This is a genomic window from Allobosea sp. 2RAB26 (genome assembly GCF_052115465.1).
GTDB lineage: Bacteria > Pseudomonadota > Alphaproteobacteria > Rhizobiales > Beijerinckiaceae > Allobosea.
In genome coordinates, this window is the sequence record NZ_JBFRGS010000017.1 from 105,184 (window position 1) to 122,860 (window position 17,677).

Below are 17,677 nucleotides of genomic sequence, written 5' to 3' on the forward strand. Positions count from 1 at the left end.
GGACAAATGACGCATTTGCCGGCCGCCACAATTACCGGCCCGCAGACTGTGCTATTTGCCACCGCTGTCGGCATCATCGTCACCAATCTGTTCGCGCCGCAGACATTAGTTGGCCTAATCGGGCCATCGTTCGGCGCCGATGCCGCAGGCTTCGGCCTCGTCGCCATGGCCACCCTGCTTGGCTATGCCGCCGGCCTATTCTTCCTCGTGCCGCTCGCCGATCTCGCCGAGAATCGCGCCCTAATCCTGCGTATGTTAATCGCGGCAGCAATGGCCGCTGGTATTGCCACACTGGCGCCTACGGCAAGCGCGCTGCTGATAGTGCTGTTCGTCCTGGGCGCCGCCTGTTCCGCGATTCAGATCCTTGTGCCGATCGCCGCATCCATGGCCCCACCTGGACAGGATGGTCGCGTTATCGGCGACGTCATGAGCGGGTTGATGGTCGGCATCCTGCTGGCGCGTCCGCTGGCCAGCCTGGTCGCCGATGCTTGGGGCTGGCGAGCCTTCTATGGCCTCAGCGCTGCTTCTCTGATTCTGCTCGCCTGCGTCCTCGCTTTCAGCTTGCCGCGACGGCTCCCGGTAGCGAGAACATCCTATGGCGCGCTGATCGCCTCGCTGCTCGGCCTTTTGCGCGACGAACCGATGCTTCGACGGCGCGCCCTGACAGCGGCGCTGGTAATGGCGGCGTTCAGCTTGTTCTGGACGGCGGTGGCATTGCGCCTTGCACAGTCGCCCTTCGACCTCGGCCAGCGCGGCATTGCGCTGTTTGCGTTGGCGGGCGTCGGAGGTGCTGCAGTCACGCCGCTGTTCGGCCGCGCTGGAGATCGTGGTTTGACGCGCTCCGCCACTCTCGCCTGCCACCTCGTGCTGATCGGCGCGATGGCGCTGTCGGCGTGGGCAGGCTCCGCCGCAGCCGCGACCGCAACCGGATGGGTTCCGTTGGGACTAATGGTCGTCAGCGCCGTGCTGCTCGACATCGGCGTAACCGGCGACCAAACGCTCGGCCGCCGCGCCATCAACCTACTACAGCCCAAGGCGCGCGGACGCTTAAATGGGCTGTTCGTGGGCATTTTCTTCATCGGTGGCGCCACCGGATCGATGCTGGCCGGCATCGCTTGGGCCTGGAATGGTTGGCCAGCTGTCTGCTCCGCCGGCGCTGTATTCGGCCTCGCAGCTCTGCTGGTCGACTGGATCGGCGGCCCCGAGTAAGGACTGGTCCGCTGGCCCTGCTGTCGGCCCTGGCTGCGCCGAATTGCCTGGTCACCGCACACTATGCTGGCTCGCCCCGTGATGATCCGTTATCATCCACGAGCATGCCACTCCCTGGGGCAGGCCTTCGCCAGAGTCCTTTCCCGGACCACGCTTTCGGCGCCCAAGGCAGTTTTCTGAATAGCGCGCTCGGCTGGCGCAGCGCATTCCGGCGCAGCGTGGAGACCACCAGGCAATCCCTTCAGAGAGCGACATGCCTCAGACTCGAAGCCGCGCAGAGCAGGAGGTTATCATGCTCGTTCGTGACGCTATGACCGCACATGCAGAATGGATCTCTCCGGACATCTCGCTGACCGAGGTCGCGCGCAAGATGCGCGACGCGAAAATCGGGTGCCTTCCGGTGGGAGAAAATGATCGCCTTATCGGAATGATCACGGACAGAGACCTTGCCTGCCGAGGCTGCGCCGAAGGGGCCGATCCCAACACTACAAAGGCGAGAAAGGTCATGACGGCGGGCATCACCTGGTGCTTCGAGGACGATGACGTCAGGGATGCGACGCGCCGCATGGCGGAGGAGCAGATCCATCATGTTCCGGTGATGAACAGAGAGAAACGGATGATCGGTATCCTCTCCCTGTCGGATTTGGCGCTGAGAGCGCCGATGGACCTGTTCGCTGAGGTATCGCAGCTTGTTGCACGCGACGCATCGCGTCACGCCTCGGCACCTTGGCCCGCTAGCTTCCATGGGGCCTGATCGCGACGACAGTCAGGGTGAGCAGCGCGAGATCGCGCAAGCGGGCTTTCTCGCGCGAAGGCGAATTGGCGCCTGCGCTCATCCTGATGATGTGGGGCGGCATCCGACTCTGCTGATCGTCGACACAGCCCAGAACGGCTGTCGGCGCACTCACGATGCTGCTTCTGTTAATGGTCGTGACGCCCGATATGTGCGACGAGTTGTTTACTGCGCTGTGCCGATAAACAGCATGCGCGGAAGCGGCACTTGAGGCTGACTTCACTGCACGGGACGGCGACCACAAGTTGGATGACGACGAGGAAGACGACGACGACTATTGTCGTTGACTAGCGTCGCGCCTTGAACCGCCAATCGCCATGGGTCGCTGGGCGATGGCATGACCAGTGGGGCAATTCCAGGAATCCGGCATTGTCATCTACCTCTCGACTTGAGGACATCCGACCATGGCCCATTGGAACGGGAATATGCCGGAGACTCCGAAGAAGGTGGCCTGGTACGAGACCAGCGTCGATGGCGTCAGCCTTTGGCACACCGACCCGAATGACCAGCCGGACAAGGCTTGGTTTGTAATCAGGCCGAGCCGGTTTTCCGAGGGGAGCTTTATCGGCACCGATCAGGAAAACCGTCGGGCGGTCTGCGCCGAGGACAGCGTCGAGGAGGCCAAGGCCGCCGCGCTGCTCTGGCTTGAGCGGCTATTGAACAAAGACGACATCCCGGACGAGGACGAAGAAGACCCGGCCGAGCGCTACGCCCACCGTCACGAACACGGGCACGACGCCGACGACTGAGCGCCCGTGCCATCTACAGAACCCGTGCTTGCACTGGTAGGCGAGCGGCTGGCGCAGTCTAGGTTCAATCACCATGCAGCATCGCGGCGTCGCTGGTCGCGGCCCACTGCACGTACGCCGCCCCGGGGGCCTGCCGTCCGCGTTATCTGCGCACTCTAGGTAGAGATCCTGGCGATCCGCAGCATAGCGGCTATGGTTTTCCTATGCTTCGACCGCTTGCTCAGCTGCTTCCGCGGCGAGACCTTGCTTAGGCAAGTCACGGGCGCCGGTAGCTGGCATCATTCGCACGATGATCGCATAGGTTGCTTGCTGCCCGGATGCAGGACGTTCAATTCCGTTGGCAGAAATCAGCAAATATTTGGCGCGATATCGCATTCTATATCAGATTGTTTCCGCTAATTCGGGCAAGTTCCCCGAATGATTTGTTGAGTATAGCCCGAAACGTTTTTGCTGCATCACCTCTGGTAATCGACGCTAGATCCCACTGAGGAATGAGCCAATGCCTGATAATGGGTCCAAGCAGAATCTTGATAACCAGATTGCGGTCGCCCGAAGAAATATAGCCGATCTGATGGAACGAGCCACCGCAACCACTGGATCTGCTGCGGAAGAAGCAATCGCGAACAGGATCAACCATCAACAAGAGCTGCTGAACCAGCTGCTGAAACAGCGCGAGGCGATGGAATAAGGCGTTCCTTGCGCTGGGGCGAATAGGCCGCCGAAGCCGAAAAACCGTCTGACCGAAGTCTTCAGGAGAAATCGGCGCTTGGCACGGAGGCGGACGAAGAGTTCGTCGATCGATCTGTCATTGGGATAGATGCCCGAGCGCCACTATGGCGGGCCACTTTCAGGCGCTGAGGAGTTCGCGCGGAAGTCTCCGCCTGCGCAAGGCAGGCTGCAAGGGACGAAAGGCTGTAGTGATCGTCCCCACGGCCTGCGTGAAACCGCGCCGGATTTCTTCAAGGCGAATGGCGTGACGAGACGAAGCCGCGCTATCGGGACACAAAGGTCCCACACTCTTTCAGACATAGGTCGGATGAACACAGCGCTTCGGTTCGTAGAATAACGAGGCACATCTAGGGATGCCAGGGTGGGGGGACGGTATGGGAGCGACCAGTAGTACCGCCAAAGGGGCGCGGGGGCGTTCGCTGAAGCCCCTGCGGGATCTACTGCCCTATGTCACCCGCTATCGCGCGATGGTTGCCGGCGCTGTTGTTTCCCTGATGCTGGCGGCTGCGATGACGCTGGCATTGCCGCCGGCGGTAGGCCGGATGATCGACCGAGGCTTCTCAGCATTTGATTCCTCCCTGGTCGCCAATTATTTCATGGTGCTGGGCGCCATCGCCGCAGTGTTGGCGCTGGCATCGGCGTGCCGCTATTACTTCGTAGTCACGCTTGGCGAACGCGTCGTCGCCGACATCCGCCGGGATGTCTTCGCCCATGTCACGCGGCTTTCGCCTTCCTATTTCGACGCGACTCGATCGGGCGACATCGTTACCAGACTTACCGCCGACACCACGCAAGTGAAATCGGCGATCGGCGCAACGGCATCGGTGGCACTTCGCAACGTTATTCTCCTAATCGGCGCCATCGCGATGATGGTCGTTACAAGTCCGAAACTGTCGGGTCTGGTCATCGTCGCGATTCCGCTGATCGTCGTTCCCCTCGTCGGCTTCGGGCGATCGGTGCGGCGGAAGTCGCGGACGGCTCAGGCCATGCTGGCCAACGCCATGGCCTATGCCGGCGAGCAAATCGGTTCGATCAGGACTTTGCAGGCATTCACCAACGAAAGCTTGGTGACGGAGCGCTTTTCGGGCGCCGTCGAAACCGCGTTCAGGGGCGCACGGTCATCGGTATTTGCTCGCTCTTTCCTGACCTTCTTTGCGATCTTTACCATCTTCTCCTCTGTTGTCGCCGTGCTCTGGTTCGGCTCGCGCGACGTACTTGCGGGAGCGCTCTCGCCTGGCACCCTTGGCCAGTTCCTGCTCTATTCGGTATTCGCTGCCGGCGCGCTCGGCGCTCTTTCCGAGGTCTGGGGTGAACTCAGCCAGGCGGCCGGTGCAGCCGAGCGGCTGACCGAAATCCTTGCTGAGGAGCCAGCAATTACGGCACCTGCCAATCCGAAGCCTCTGCCGGCACCGGCCCAGGGGCTCGTCGAGTTTCGTGAGGTGTCGTTTTCCTACCCTGCACACCCGGAGCTGCCGGCTGTGCACAGGTTGAGCTTTTCCATTGGGTGCGGCGAGACGGTTGCAATCGTCGGTGCCTCCGGCGCAGGCAAGAGTACGGTGTTCTCCCTACTGATGCGGTTCTACGATCCCCAGGCAGGCTCAATTCTGATCGACGGCGTCGATATTCGCGAGGCCAGTCCGCAGGATGTCCGTAGCCGCCTCGCCCTGGTCCCGCAGGACATAACGATCTTCGCGGCCTCGGCGCGGGAGAATATCGCCTTTGGCAGGCCCGAGGCATCTGGCCCAGAGATCGAACAAGCGGCTCGCGAAGCGGTCGCCGACGAATTCGTCGCCAGATTGGAGACGGGCCTCGAGGCCCAGGTAGGCGAGCGCGGCGTCATGCTGTCCGGTGGCCAGCGTCAGCGCATCGCGATCGCCCGGGCCATCCTGCGCGACGCCCCCATCCTGTTGCTCGACGAGGCCACCTCCGCGCTCGATGCGGAAAGCGAAATGCTAGTGCAGACTGCGGTCGAACGCTCGATAAGAGGCCGCACGACCATCGTCATCGCCCACCGCCTGGCGACCGTGCTCAAAGCCGACCGGATTCTAGTCATGCACGAGGGGCGGATCGTTGAGGAAGGCACTCATCGGAGCCTTGTGGCTAACGGCGGCGTGTATGCGCGCGTGGCCAAACTGCAGTTCCATACCGGAGCAACAGCTTTCCTGAGTGCGGCAGAGTAGGGGGCGGCCTGGCAACGGTATAACCAGAATTGGGCCGAGGAATTCGTCGGTCTGACCAACGTGAATTTTTGGCAAAGACCGAAGTTCGGGAACCTCGAAGGACCAAATCATATCGGCCTCATCAGAAGTTTGCAGTCTCGATTGTTGGGCGCGAAGGGGAAACGAGATGACGAAAGCCAGCTACCCCGAATGGTTGAAGCACCTAGAGAAGCTGGAGAGGGAACAGCGCTTGGAGTATGCTGCTAGTCGTGAAAAGGAAGGCGACGATCTTGGCAATGAGATCAAACTATGGATCTGCGACGGGCGAAGTAAGGGCTACTCCGCTCCGGACGGGCGTCCCCAGCCGCAATAATAAATGGTTCGTAACAATCGTTTCCAAGAACTGAAGCGCTTCCAGCTTGTTGATGAAGATTGGTCCTGTCGCGAGTGTTCTAGCAAAGCCAATCTGTTCGAAATCCGTTGTGTATAAACAAGGCCGGGCGAGCCCTGTGGAGCTGTACCTGCGAGCCTGATGCGTTTGTGGAGGTCTCGCGAAGCCAGAATTCTGGCCCTCAGCTTTCGAGCAAGACTATAACGGTACGGTCCAGTACAAGACCATAAGCCAGATGACGATCATCGGAATTACAGTCACGACCGGAATTGGCCGCCAGCGATATCGCGGCAGAAAGGGGACGTTGAGGTCGTGGGGCCTGGGCGAGTTGCGCATCACAGCAGGATGCCCGAGGCTGCCGCAGGCGTCTTGCTATTCGGCGCCAATCGTTTGCGGCAAACTATAGCCAGATCGGACCGAGGTCGTAGCTCTGGAGCACTCGGGTGCCCGCCGTCCTCATTTGGCGCTGCGCCATAACTTTCTCATGTGTGGATGCGAGGGCCAAATTCTCAAGCTCGATCTGCACGATAGGATGGAGAGCGACCGCACGGGTTCGCGAACTCGGACACCAACAAGCTGAGTATCACGCAGCGCCGACTTGGGTAGGCTGGAGCCCGTTTTGCCTGTCTGTCTGCCCCTGGAGTTTCTAGGCGGCGGTCTCACACCGCACCCGCGTGAGAAGGTCGTCCGCCGTTCGGGTTAGGAATAAAGCCTTTCAGGCTCAGTTCCGTTGGATGATGGCTTGGTTCGTATGACGACGAGTTGCCGGCCGGTCGCGTAAATCGCGCTGCCCGAAAGCCACCGCAATCCATGGTGATCGTGAAGGCTGATTCGCAAGTCGGTCTAGGTTTCAGATCACGAGTTCTTGCAGGAGGGGCAGCTTTGCAAGGTGAGAATGGTTTCGAGATCACGAATGACGAGGATCGCAGCCTTGCAGTAAAGCGGGCCGCGGCGCTGCTTCGCTATGAGCCTGGCAGCGACGGAGAGCGAGAGCTCACTGTCCTCACGGATGCAATCGCAGAGTATGACATGAGGGATTTTGAGAAGGCCCCGCGTTCGCGTCCAAGCGAGGACCCTGCCTTTTCTCCTAGCTGACCTCAAGCCAACTCAACCATCTCCACCCAATCCGGGCTGTTCCCCACGATGGCTCGGTCGGTAACAGTGAGCCCGCCGCTCTCGTCGATCACATAAACTGTAGCGTGGTCGGTCGACTGTCCCAATGCGACCAGGTAGCGCCCGGTGGGGTCGATGCCGAAGCCGCGCGGCTGCGTCTCGGTCGGGATGTGCTGCATCAGTCGCAATTTGCCATCTCCCTCGACTGCGAAGCTCGCCAATATCGAGCTGTTCCGCTCGGATGCGTAGAGAAAGCGGCCGTCCGGCGTAATCTGGATATCAGCGCCCCAGGGCTTTCCTCCGAAGCCGACGGGCAGCATGGTGACGACCTGCTTGGTGTTGAGTGCGCCGTGTTCCGAATCGTAGTCGAAGACCGTGACCGAAGCGTCGAGCTCGCCAAGTAAGTACACACTCTTGCCGGCGGGATCGAAGATGAAATGGCGCGGCCCGGTGCCTTTCGGCAGGGCGGTCGTCCGTGGTGGCGTCAGCGTCCCGGCAACCTGGTCAAAATCGAAGCTGTAGACCACGTCTCCGCCCAGACTTGTCGCCAAAACATGCCGGTTGGATCGGTCGCCCATGATGCCATGGGCGTTCGGTGCAGTTGGAACACGCTGCGCTACTTGCTGCGCAACGCCGTTGGTCCCGATCGGACTCACCGTGACGACATTTCCGTCATAGGAGGCGCCGAACAGGAAGCGTCCGCTGAGATCGGTGCGAATATAGGCGACGCTCTCCGCCATAGCCGCAAAGCCGAGTTCAGACAGCGCACCGGTGGAACGGTCGATTCGGAAGGTTGCGACGCCACGTGGCGCCCCACGCATGGCGGCGTATAGGAACTCTCGTCCCGGTGAGAGTGCTAGTGGCAGCGAGCGGCCGGGTTCAGTCACGCCGGGAAAGCGCATGCGCTGGATGGGGCTCAGCGTGCCCCCTTTGCCAGAGAGCCGTAGAACACTGATATCGCCGCCTGATCCATTGCCAATGTAAACGGCGAGATCGGCTTTTCCACTAGCGTGATGAGGCGACATGCACGGCTCCACAAGCTTACTTGATGATTATGTGGCTGATCCGATCCTCAGGGCATCTCAGCCTGAGCAGATCCGACGTTGATCAACGTAAAGTAGCGGCCAGCGCCTGGGCGCGACGGCGAATGGCGCGGTCTCTTCAAATGCGCCGACCATCGCCGAGTTCATTGGGCGCGAAACCAGATGCCGGCCTGAGACGGTCTACTCGCCGAGATTCGCTGTCGGAATCAGGCATAAGCCGTCGAGCCATCAGGGCGGCGTGGGACCTTCCGTTCCCAATGAACGTAGTCCTCCTTGGCCAGGACATCCATGTCCATCTCGACCCCCCAGCCTGGCCGATCGGGCCGCAACAGCAGATAGCCATCTTTTGGCAGATAGGGGTCCTTGACGTACCAGGCCCCCTGCGAGCGATCAGGTTGGACTATGGGGCCGCCGCTGCCGTCGCCAAAGGCGTAATTGGGGCCGTGAGGCAGCCGGTATTCGAGAATCCGGAAATTGGGCTGCGCAGCCGAGAAATGCAGGTTCACGGCGGTGGCCAGCGGCCCCATCGGGTTGTGGGGCGCGATGGTCACGTAGTGTGCCTCGGCTATCGCCGCGATCTTGCGCATCTCCAGCAGACCGCCAACGACGCAAATATCGGGTTGGATTATGTCGCAGCCCTTGACCGAGAGCAGCCGCAGGAACTCGAAACGGCTGTACAAAGACTCGCCCGTCGCCAGCGTGCAGGCGAGGCCGCGCTTCAGCTCGCCCCAGGCTTCGAAGTTTTCGGGCCGGAGCGGCTCCTCAAAGAAGAGCGGATCGTAGGGGGCAAGCGCGTTACCGAGCTGCATCGCCTGCCCTACTTCGAAGATCTTGGCGTGAGCGTCAAAGGCGATCTCATAGTCCGAACGCACGGTTTCGCGCAGATTGCGAAAATACTCGGCGCTGGTTCGCACGACCTCGCCCCAGCGATGCGCGTGCATGTCGATCCGATAGGGACTGAGCTTGAACGCCGTCAGCCCCCACTGCTCGTTCAGCGCGTTGAGTTCGTCGCGCGCAATGGCCGGGTCTGGGGCGGTGTAGACACCGGCATAGACACGCACCTTGTCGCGCACATTGCCGCCAAGCAGCATGTAGACCGGCACGCCGAGAGCCTTGGCCGAGATGTCCCAGAGACAATGGTCGATGGCCGATATCGCCGCCAGCCCGAGTGCGCCTGGCGGAAAGCGGCTCTGCTGGAGCAGGTAGAGGATCAGGTATTCGATCCGTCGCGGGTCTTGCCCGCGGATGAACTCGAACAGGTAGTCGAGCAGAGGCAATAGCGCCCGGTCAGGGCCGTGATTGTAGCACTCGCCCCAGCCGGTCAATCCGTCATCGGTGTCGATGGCGACAACTACACGGGGACGATCCTTGTCGCGCGACATATAGGCCCGCAAGCGCTCGATCTTCATAGGCTCAGTCCTTGAAATAGACGCCGCGTTTCCAGCGCGACTGCACGTAGACATGCTCGCGGAAAGTTCCCTCGGCATAGGAGCCGGCCCCCTCCGTCACGGGGATCGAGACATTCATCTCGCTGGGCCATTGCGCGACGAAATCCTCGTCGATCTCGACACCGAGACCGGGGCGGTCGGGGACGTCGAGATAGCCGTCGCGCGAGACTGGGTGCGGGATCACCGTCTTGGCGCGGCCGTCCCAGTCATCCTCGATGCGCTCGAGGACGAGGCCATTCGGGCAGCTTGCGAGGAGATGCAGGGCAGCATATTCCGCGACCGGCCCGAGCGAGCCGGAATGTGGCGCAAGCATGATGTGGTGCGCCTCTGCCATTGCCGCGATCTTCTTCATCTGGGTTATCCCGCCGGCTCGGCCGGTGTCCGGCTGGACCACGTCGATAAGGTCGCGCTCGATCAGCTCGCGTTCACCGAAGATCGTCGCCATCCGCTCACCGGCCGCCAGCGTCACCGAGGAATGGTTGCGTATGCGGGCGTAGCCGTCGAGATTATCGGGCGCGATCGGGTCCTCGACCCACATCATCTTGTAGGGTTCAAGCGCCCGGCAGACCTGCGTAGCATCGGCCGGTGTCAGCCATGGTGGGCCATGCAGGTCGATGGCGATGTCCATCTCCGCGCCGACCGCCTCACGCAGCGCCGCGACCTTCCTGACGGGATCGGAGACGCCGCCGCATTTCAACGCGGTAACGCCGCGCTGCTTCAGCGACAACGCCGCCTCCGGAGTGTTGGCATGGCCGTAGATACGGATCCTGTCGCGTAGTTTGCCGCCGAGTAGGTTCCAGACCGGCGTATCCAGCGCCTTGCCCTTGATGTCCCACAACGCCATGTCGATACCGGTCATGGCGCCTGCGCCGACCACGCCGGTCATGCCGTGGCCCATGATCGCGATCTGCATCTTCTGCCAAAGCCGCTCGATATGGGTCGGATCCTCGCCGACGAGCAGCGCTTTCAGGTCCTCGACCGCCGTCCTGATGACGCGCGGCCAGCCGGAGCATTCGCCGATGCCGGTGATGCCTTCGTCGGTGACGACCTTGACGAAGAGCCAGTTGCGGCTGCCGGTGAGGTTCTTCGAGAATTGCTGGGATCCGAACGAGCCGTCCGCGGCCCAGTTCCTCAGGCTGGGGGCGCCCGCATGCATCAGGAAGGTCTTGATGTCGACGATCTTCATGGGGCTGATCCGTAGGCTCGTTAACCGGAGTAGCGGTGGCGGCGGTGGATGCTGCGCGCCCGAGGGTCGGGTCGCGGAATGGCGGAGAGCAAGGCCTGGGTATAGGCGTGCGTGGGCGCGTTGCAGACCTGCTCGGCCGCACCGGTCTCGACCACCTTGCCGCGGTACATCACAGCCACCCGGTCGCACATGTAGCGGATGACGCCGATGTCGTGGCTGATGAAGACGTAGGACAAGCCGAGCTTGTCCTGCAGGTTCATCATCAGGTCGAGCATCTGCGAGCGCAGCGAGACGTCGAGCGCCGAGGTCGCCTCATCGGCGACGATGACGCGGGGGTTAAGGGAGATGGCACGGGCGATGCCGATGCGCTGGCGCTGGCCGCCGGAGAAGGCATGCGGATAGCGCTCCCGCCAGGAGGGCTCCAGGCCGACCTGGCGCAACAGTTCAGCGACCCGGTCGTCGAGTTCCTTGCCGGCGGCAATCTTGTTGACGAGCAGGGGCTCGCCGATGATCTGGGCCACCGTCATGCGCGGGTTGAGCGAACCGACCGGATCCTGGAAGATCATGCGGATCTCGCGCCGGCAGGCCTTCAGCGTCTCCTTGTCAGCCTTGAGCAGGTCGACGACCTCGCCGTCGGTGCGTCGATAGTCGATCGCTCCGGCATTGGGCTCGTAGACGCGCAGCAAGCAGCGCCCCATCGTGGTCTTGCCCGAACCGGATTCGCCGACGATGCCGAGCGTCTCCCCAGCTCTGACCTCCAGCGAGACGTCGTCGACGGCCCTGAGCGGGGCCTTAGGCGAGCCGAAATGCATTTCTAGGTTGCGGACCTGCAGGACGGGCGGAGCCTCTTGCGCGATCGGGGCGCGCCTGAGCCTGATCTCGGCCTTCTGCTCGAGCTTTAGCACGGAGCTGATCAGCATTCGGGTGTAGTCGTCCTGCGGCGCGTGGAATATGGCGTCGACCGGGCCGCTCTCCATCACCTTGCCGTGGTGCATCACCAGCACCTCATCGGCAACCTCGGCGACCACGCCCATATCGTGCGTAATGAACATCACGGCCATGCCGTGCTGCCGCTGCAGCCTCCTGATCAGATCAAGGATCTCGGCCTGCGTGGTGACGTCCAGCGCGGTCGTCGGCTCGTCGGCGATGAGCAGGGAGGGATTGCAGGCGAGCGCCATCGCGATCATTACGCGCTGGCGCATGCCGCCTGAAAACTCGAACGTATAGCGGTCGACGGCGGCTTCGGGTTTGGGAATCTCGACCTGCGTCAGGAGCTCGACGCAGCGCGCGCGAGCCTCCTTCTTGCCCATGTTCAGGTGGAGCTGCAGCACCTCCATGATCTGGTCGCCTACGGTATGGACCGGCGACAGCGACGACATCGGCTCCTGGAAGATCATCGCGATCTCGCGGCCGCGGACCGCGCGGATCTCACGCCCGCGCGGGTTGAGCTTCGCGAGATCGACGGAGGTTCCATCGGGCCGGCGCAAGACCATCGCGCCCGAGACGATACGCCCAGGTGCATCGACGATTTGCAGGATCGAGCGCGCGGTCACGCTCTTGCCCGAGCCGCTCTCGCCGACGATGCAGAGCGTCCTGCCACGCTGGAGCGTGAACGAGACACCGTCGACAGCTTTGACGACGCCGTTGCGCACCGGGAAGTGCGTCACGAGATCCCTGACTTCGAGGATCGTCGGCGCCGGCGCGGCGGGGCGCAGCTCCTGGCCGATGGCGAGATCGATGACGCTCATTTGTTGTACGGATCGGCGGCATCGCGCAATCCGTCTCCAAGGAAGTTGAGGGCGATCACGGCGATCACCACGAAGAGGCCGGGCGCGAACAGCCAGGGCGCGGTCGCGATCGAGCGGATGTTCTGTGCCTCGCGCAGCAATACGCCCCAGGAGATGGTAGGCGGCTGCAGGCCCAGGCCGAGAAAGCTGAGCGCGGTCTCTGCGAGGATCATGGCCGGGATCGCCAGCGAGATCGACGCGATGATGTGGCTGGCGAAGCTCGGCAGCATGTGGCGGAAGATGACCCGTCCTTCAGAGGCACCGTCGAGCCGCGCCGCGGTGACGAATTCTTCGGTACGCAGGCTCAGGAAGCGGCCCCGCACGACCCTGGCGAGCTGGGCCCAGCCGGTCAGCGACAGGATCAGCGTGATCATGAAATAGTTGAGGGTCGCGGGCCAATCCTGCGGCAGGGCTGCCGACAGCGCGAGCCAGATCGGGATGCTAGGTAGCGACAGCACGAACTCGATGACGCGCTGTACCGCAAAGTCGATGCGACCGCCGTAATATCCGGAGATGCCGCCGAGCAGGATGCCGATAGTCAGCGAAAGCAGGACGCCGACCAGGCCGACCGACAGGGAAATCTGGGCGCCCTGGATGATACGGCTGTAAACGCAGCGGCCGAGCCGATCCGTCCCGAGCAGAAAGATCGGCTGGGCCTTGTTTTCCGAGGCGATCAGGTGGGTCGTAGTGCTGAACAGCCCGAACAGCCTGTACTCGAAACCTTGGCCGAAGAACGTAACATAGGTTTTGCGGGCCTTGTCTTCGCTATAGACCGCTGAGAGCGTCTGCGGATCGCGCTTAAACACCGAAGGATGGATAAAGGGCCGGAAAGACCAGCTCCCATCCGCCCCCCTGTCGATGAAATGGATAGCCTGCGGTGGATGGAATGCCGCCCGTGCGTTCTGCTGCGACGGATCATTGATGGCGAAGAAACCCGGGGCAATGGCGATGATGTAAAGAAACACCGTGACGATCAGCCCCGCCATGGCAAGATGGTGGCGCTTGAACGCCCACCAGACGAGCTGCCATTGCGAGGCAACGGCCAGCCGGGTGCTGTCGACGGATGAAAGGGCGGTGTCGGTCATTACCTATTCCAGCCTGATGCGGGGGTCGACGAGGGCGAGCAGGATATCGCTGATGAGAGAGCCGATGAGCGTGAGCGTGCAGATCAGCAGCACGAACGCGCCGGCCAGATACATGTCCTGGCTCATCAGCGACTGGAGCAGGAGAGGCCCCGCCGTCGGCAGGCTCAGCACGATGGCGACGATGATCGAACCGGAGACGAGGTTCGGCAACAGCCAGGAAATCGTCGAGATGAACGGATTGAGGGCCAGGCGAACCGGGTACTTCACCAGCAGATGGAATTCCGAGAGGCCCTTGGCGCGCGCCGTCGTGACATAGGGCTTGTGCAGCTCGTCCAGCATGTTGGCGCGCATGACGCGGATCAGGCTGGCGGTGCCGGAGACAGCGAGAATGATGACGGGAATCCAGAGATGGTGCAGCAGGTCGATGACCTTGCCGATGCTCCAGGGGGCCGTGAGATACTGCTCGGAGAAGAGCCCGCCGACCTCCTGCCCGAATTCGACGGCTGCGACATACATCAGCACGAGCGCGAGCAGGAAGCTCGGAATGGCGAGGCCGAGGAAGCTGAAGAAGGTGACGATATAGTCGCCGATCGAATACTTCTTGACGGCCGAGAACACGCCGATCGGCAGTGCGATGCCCCAGGTCGCGAGTAGCGTCGAGAAAGTCAGCACCAGGGTCAGCGCCATCCGCTCCCAGATCAGGTCACTGACCGGCTGTTGCCATTCGAAGCTGAGGCCAAAATCACCTCTGAGCACGATGCCGCTGATCCATTTGAAATATTGGACGATCATCGGCTGATCGAGCCCGAAGCGGATTCTCAGATCGGCCGCCGTGTTCTGATCGACCACTTCGTTCGAGGCTGCGAGCGTCGCGATATAGGTCGTGACGAAGTCGCCCGGAGGAAGCTGGATCAGCACGAAGGACAGAAAACTGACGACGATCAGCGAGGGCACCATCCAGAGGAGGCGCTTGGCGATGAAGCGGAGCATGGCACTGCCTGTTGGGTGAGACGGCCCGGCCACGCTCGCGGCGCGGCCGGGCTGTCGTCGCTCACGTCGCGAAGAAGAACTGCTGAGGCAGGGCCGGGCCGGGATTGGGCCAGGTCCAGGCGTTGGGATATTTCGCCGGCACGTTCTGTAGGTTGTTCTTGCAGATGCCGAAGGCGTTCACCGCGAGGCAGATGCCGATGGTCTCAAAGGCGTCGGCGGTGATGTCGAAGACCTGCTTCATCAGCGCGGTGCGCTTCTCCAGGTCGGCCGTGGCGCGCGCCTGGTCGAACAGCTTCATGCGCTGCTTCTGGCCCTCCGGCGGTTCCTGGCCGTCCTTGCCGCCCGAGACGTACCATTGCGCCCACGGAATCGCGTAGCGCGAGCCCTGAGTGTGCTGGGCGAAGTAGTCACGCGGGTCGAGCATCGGGTCGAGTCCGCCGGGGCCCGGCCAGACGGCGGCATCATGGTCGTTGTTGTCGCCGCGCGTGTAGTAAAGGGCGCGCTCGATCGTGTTGACCTTGATGTCGACGCCGATTTCGGCCCAGTGGCGCTTCACCAGTTCGAGCGCATCGACCTCATCGGGATACAGCGTTGGAATCACGTCGATGGCGAAGAAGACCCTCTGCCCGTCCGGTCGCAGCCTGATGCCGTTGGCATCCTTCTTGGCGTAGCCGAGCTTGTCGAGAATGGCGTTGGCCTGGGCTGGGTCGTGGCTGGTGAACTGCTCGGACAAGCCGGCGTGATACCAGGGATGGCCGGGGCGGGGCCCAGTCTGATGCGGCTGCGACTGGCCGAGATAGACGAGGTCGATGATCTCCTTGCGGTCCATGCCCAGCGAGAGCGCCTTGCGGAACTCCTTGTTGGCGAACATCTCGCGCATCTTGGCGTCCTTGTGCGTCATGTTCAGATAGATCTGAACCTGCTGCGACGAGGAGCTGATCAACTCGATCAGGCGGTAGCCGCCCTTCTGCATGTTCTGCGACAGGGTCGGCTTGTTCTGGAGCGTGTCGAGATGGCGCTCCTGGATGTCGAGGCGCCCGGAAATCGCATCCAGCATCAGCGACTCGACGTCCTGCGAGATGCTGAAGCTGAGCCTGTCGATATAGGGCAGCTGGTTACCGGCAGTGTCGACCTGCCAGAAATAGGGATTGCGTTCCATCACGACGCGCGTGGCGCCGCCGGTATAGGGCTCCTTGATGACCCAGGGGTCGAGCGTCGGCTTGTCGGCATTGCCCCAGCGCGATGGAATCTCGATATCGCCGCACTTGTTGCGGAACAGCGTTCCCCAGTCGGACAGGTTCGCCGCCTTGACCAACTCCGCCACGCCGGAATTGTATTTCGGGTGGAACTGGCTGCAGTAATGCTTGGCGAACAGCGTCGGGTGTTGTCCTAGCGGGGTCGCCATCATCTCGAGAAACAGCGCGTAGGGGCTGGCGAAGGTGAACTTGACCGTCGTCTCGTCGACCTTGGTCGCCGTGCCCGGCTTGTTGTCGATGACGATCGGCGAGGGGGCGGACTTATAGAGTTCGGTGTTCTTGGCGCAGTCCTCGATCGAGAAGACGATGTCATCTGCGGTGAAGGGCTTGCCGTCAGACCATTTCATGCCCTTGCGCAGGTAGAAGGTGAACTCGGTCGAGTCCGCGTTGACCTCCCATTTGTCGGCGACGTTCGGCAGGACCTCGGTGAAAGCAAGGTTCCAGCGCACCAAGCCCTGGTTGCCGACCATGCGCAGAATTCCGTTATGGTCGGAGGAGCCGCGCAGGCCGCGCCGGAGCGAGCCGCCGTAGCGGCCGACCTTGTCGACCTTGATTACCAGCGGGTTGGCAGAGACGCGCTCGGCCAGCGGCGGCAGCTTGCCCTCCGAGGCCAGCTTTGCGAAGGCCGGCGCCTCCTTGGCGGTTTGGGCGAAGGCGGCGTGGGGCAGCGTCGAGAGCGCGGTGGCGCCGGCAAGCCCTTTCAGCATATCGCGGCGGTCCAGTCCGCGGCGCCGGTGTGGTCCTCTTTGCGTATCCCTGCTCATGCCATCCTCCCGGATTGAGATGTTGCCGGCCTGTTGGCCGTGTAGCTGAGGGTCGAGGCGTGGTGGCGCGGCCACCTGTTCACGTCATGCCAGTCCGATCCGCACTTTCGCCGAGATGGTTGCGCCGGGGTCGAGCACGCGCATCCCAGTTCCAGAATGTCCCGCTGCCGCGAGATTGAAGGCATCAGCGACATGGCTGACCGGCTCCAGGCAGAGATAGCTGCCGCCGGCCGGGACATGGAAGACGAGGTGGTCGAGAGGAGCGCTGGCCTGGATGAGGATCCGTGTGCCGTCCCGGCGATGTATTGAGGCGCCCCCGTCCCAGCCAGAATAATAGGCCGTGGTGGCCTCGCCGCCATGAGGCGAATCGTAGTGCCGGTCGCGGCCAGTGAGCGAGTGGAGCTGCTGGCCGCAGCCATCGGCGTCCTGATCCCAAAGGGCTTCGCAGTTGAACGTGATGCGGTCGCCCTGGGACGCGGCGAAAAAGGGGTGAATGCCCAAGCCGACCGGCATCGGCGAGACCGCATGGCTCTCGACGTAGATCTCGTGGGTCAGGCCCGAGGGATCGAGCGCCATGCGCTGGACGGCCTCGAACGCCCAGGGCCATCCCGCCAGATCATCTTGAGGCTCGAAGCGATAGTGCAGCTCGATCTCCGCGCTCGCGTGCCGCATCACGGTCCAGGGCCGCGTCTGGCTGAAGCCGTGCAGTGCGTGCGGAGCCGCGGCCGGGTGCGGCACGAGCGCGACCCGGGTTTCGCCGAAGCGGAAGGCGGCATCGCGGACGCGATTGGAAAAGGGCACGAGCGGGTAGCTGCCCGCCTTCGGCCAATATGCGGGATCGAATCCCGCAGCGGGCATTGGCACCAGAACGTCGCTGCGCAGGCCGTTGGGTCCCTCGCGCCAGAGGGACGCTATGCGCCCGCCGTCCAACGGCCGCACCGCCGCTCTCATCGGTCCCGCCGCGAGAGGGCAGAC

13 protein-coding genes are annotated in these 17,677 nt (G+C 62.5%); 5 read left to right on the plus strand and 8 right to left on the minus strand.

The annotated features are described in order from the left end of the window. The first annotated feature begins 6 nt into the window (after nucleotides 1–6). From AB4118_RS26945 to AB4118_RS26965, 5 genes are all read left to right on the plus strand, one after another. Nucleotides 7–1,209, plus strand: a complete 1,203-nt coding sequence (locus tag AB4118_RS26945; protein ID WP_441492617.1) for an MFS transporter — start codon at nucleotides 7–9, stop codon at nucleotides 1,207–1,209. A gap of 292 nt (nucleotides 1,210–1,501) precedes the next feature. Next, nucleotides 1,502–1,963: a CBS domain-containing protein gene (locus tag AB4118_RS26950; RefSeq protein WP_441492618.1), complete on the plus strand. Its 462-nt coding sequence runs from the start codon at nucleotides 1,502–1,504 to the stop codon at nucleotides 1,961–1,963. A 443-nt stretch (nucleotides 1,964–2,406) separates the two neighbouring features. Further along, nucleotides 2,407–2,751: a hypothetical protein gene (locus tag AB4118_RS26955; RefSeq protein WP_441492619.1), complete on the plus strand. Its 345-nt coding sequence runs from the start codon at nucleotides 2,407–2,409 to the stop codon at nucleotides 2,749–2,751. A gap of 499 nt (nucleotides 2,752–3,250) precedes the next feature. After that, nucleotides 3,251–3,439: a hypothetical protein gene (locus AB4118_RS26960; RefSeq protein ID WP_441492620.1), complete on the plus strand. Its 189-nt coding sequence runs from the start codon at nucleotides 3,251–3,253 to the stop codon at nucleotides 3,437–3,439. 415 nt (nucleotides 3,440–3,854) lie between these two features. Then, complete coding sequence (locus tag AB4118_RS26965) at nucleotides 3,855–5,660, plus strand: ABC transporter transmembrane domain-containing protein (RefSeq protein ID WP_441492621.1); 1,806 nt, start codon at nucleotides 3,855–3,857, stop codon at nucleotides 5,658–5,660. Between the two features lie 1,467 nt (nucleotides 5,661–7,127). Here AB4118_RS26965 and AB4118_RS26970 read toward each other — a convergent pair. From AB4118_RS26970 to AB4118_RS27005, 8 genes are all read right to left on the minus strand, one after another. After that, a complete protein-coding gene (locus AB4118_RS26970; protein ID WP_441492622.1) occupies nucleotides 7,128–8,168 on the minus strand; it encodes a lactonase family protein in 1,041 nt (346 codons plus the stop codon). Nucleotides 8,169–8,392: 224 nt separating this feature from the next. After that, nucleotides 8,393–9,595, minus strand: a complete 1,203-nt coding sequence (locus AB4118_RS26975; protein ID WP_441492623.1) for a mandelate racemase/muconate lactonizing enzyme family protein — start codon at nucleotides 9,593–9,595, stop codon at nucleotides 8,393–8,395. 4 nt (nucleotides 9,596–9,599) lie between these two features. Next, the gene (locus AB4118_RS26980) at nucleotides 9,600–10,820 is read right to left on the minus strand and encodes a mandelate racemase/muconate lactonizing enzyme family protein (RefSeq protein ID WP_441492624.1); all 1,221 of its coding nucleotides are present in this window, start codon (nucleotides 10,818–10,820) and stop codon (nucleotides 9,600–9,602) included. 20 nt (nucleotides 10,821–10,840) lie between these two features. Further along, on the minus strand, nucleotides 10,841–12,568 hold the full coding sequence (locus tag AB4118_RS26985) for an ABC transporter ATP-binding protein (RefSeq protein WP_441492625.1): 1,728 nt from the start codon (nucleotides 12,566–12,568) through the stop codon (nucleotides 10,841–10,843). Further along, nucleotides 12,565–13,692 carry an ABC transporter permease gene (locus tag AB4118_RS26990; protein WP_441492626.1) on the minus strand — a complete coding sequence of 376 codons (1,128 nt, stop codon included), beginning with the start codon at nucleotides 13,690–13,692 and terminating at the stop codon, nucleotides 12,565–12,567. Before AB4118_RS26990 ends, AB4118_RS26985 begins: the two co-directional genes overlap by 4 nt. A 3-nt stretch (nucleotides 13,693–13,695) precedes the next feature. Then, complete coding sequence (locus AB4118_RS26995; RefSeq protein WP_441492627.1) at nucleotides 13,696–14,682, minus strand: ABC transporter permease; 987 nt, start codon at nucleotides 14,680–14,682, stop codon at nucleotides 13,696–13,698. A gap of 61 nt (nucleotides 14,683–14,743) precedes the next feature. Next, nucleotides 14,744–16,702, minus strand: a complete 1,959-nt coding sequence (locus AB4118_RS27000) for an ABC transporter substrate-binding protein (RefSeq protein WP_441492628.1) — start codon at nucleotides 16,700–16,702, stop codon at nucleotides 14,744–14,746. A gap of 84 nt (nucleotides 16,703–16,786) precedes the next feature. Then, the gene (locus AB4118_RS27005; protein WP_441492629.1) at nucleotides 16,787–17,641 is read right to left on the minus strand and encodes an aldose 1-epimerase; all 855 of its coding nucleotides are present in this window, start codon (nucleotides 17,639–17,641) and stop codon (nucleotides 16,787–16,789) included. Between the last annotated feature and the right edge of the window lie 36 nt (nucleotides 17,642–17,677).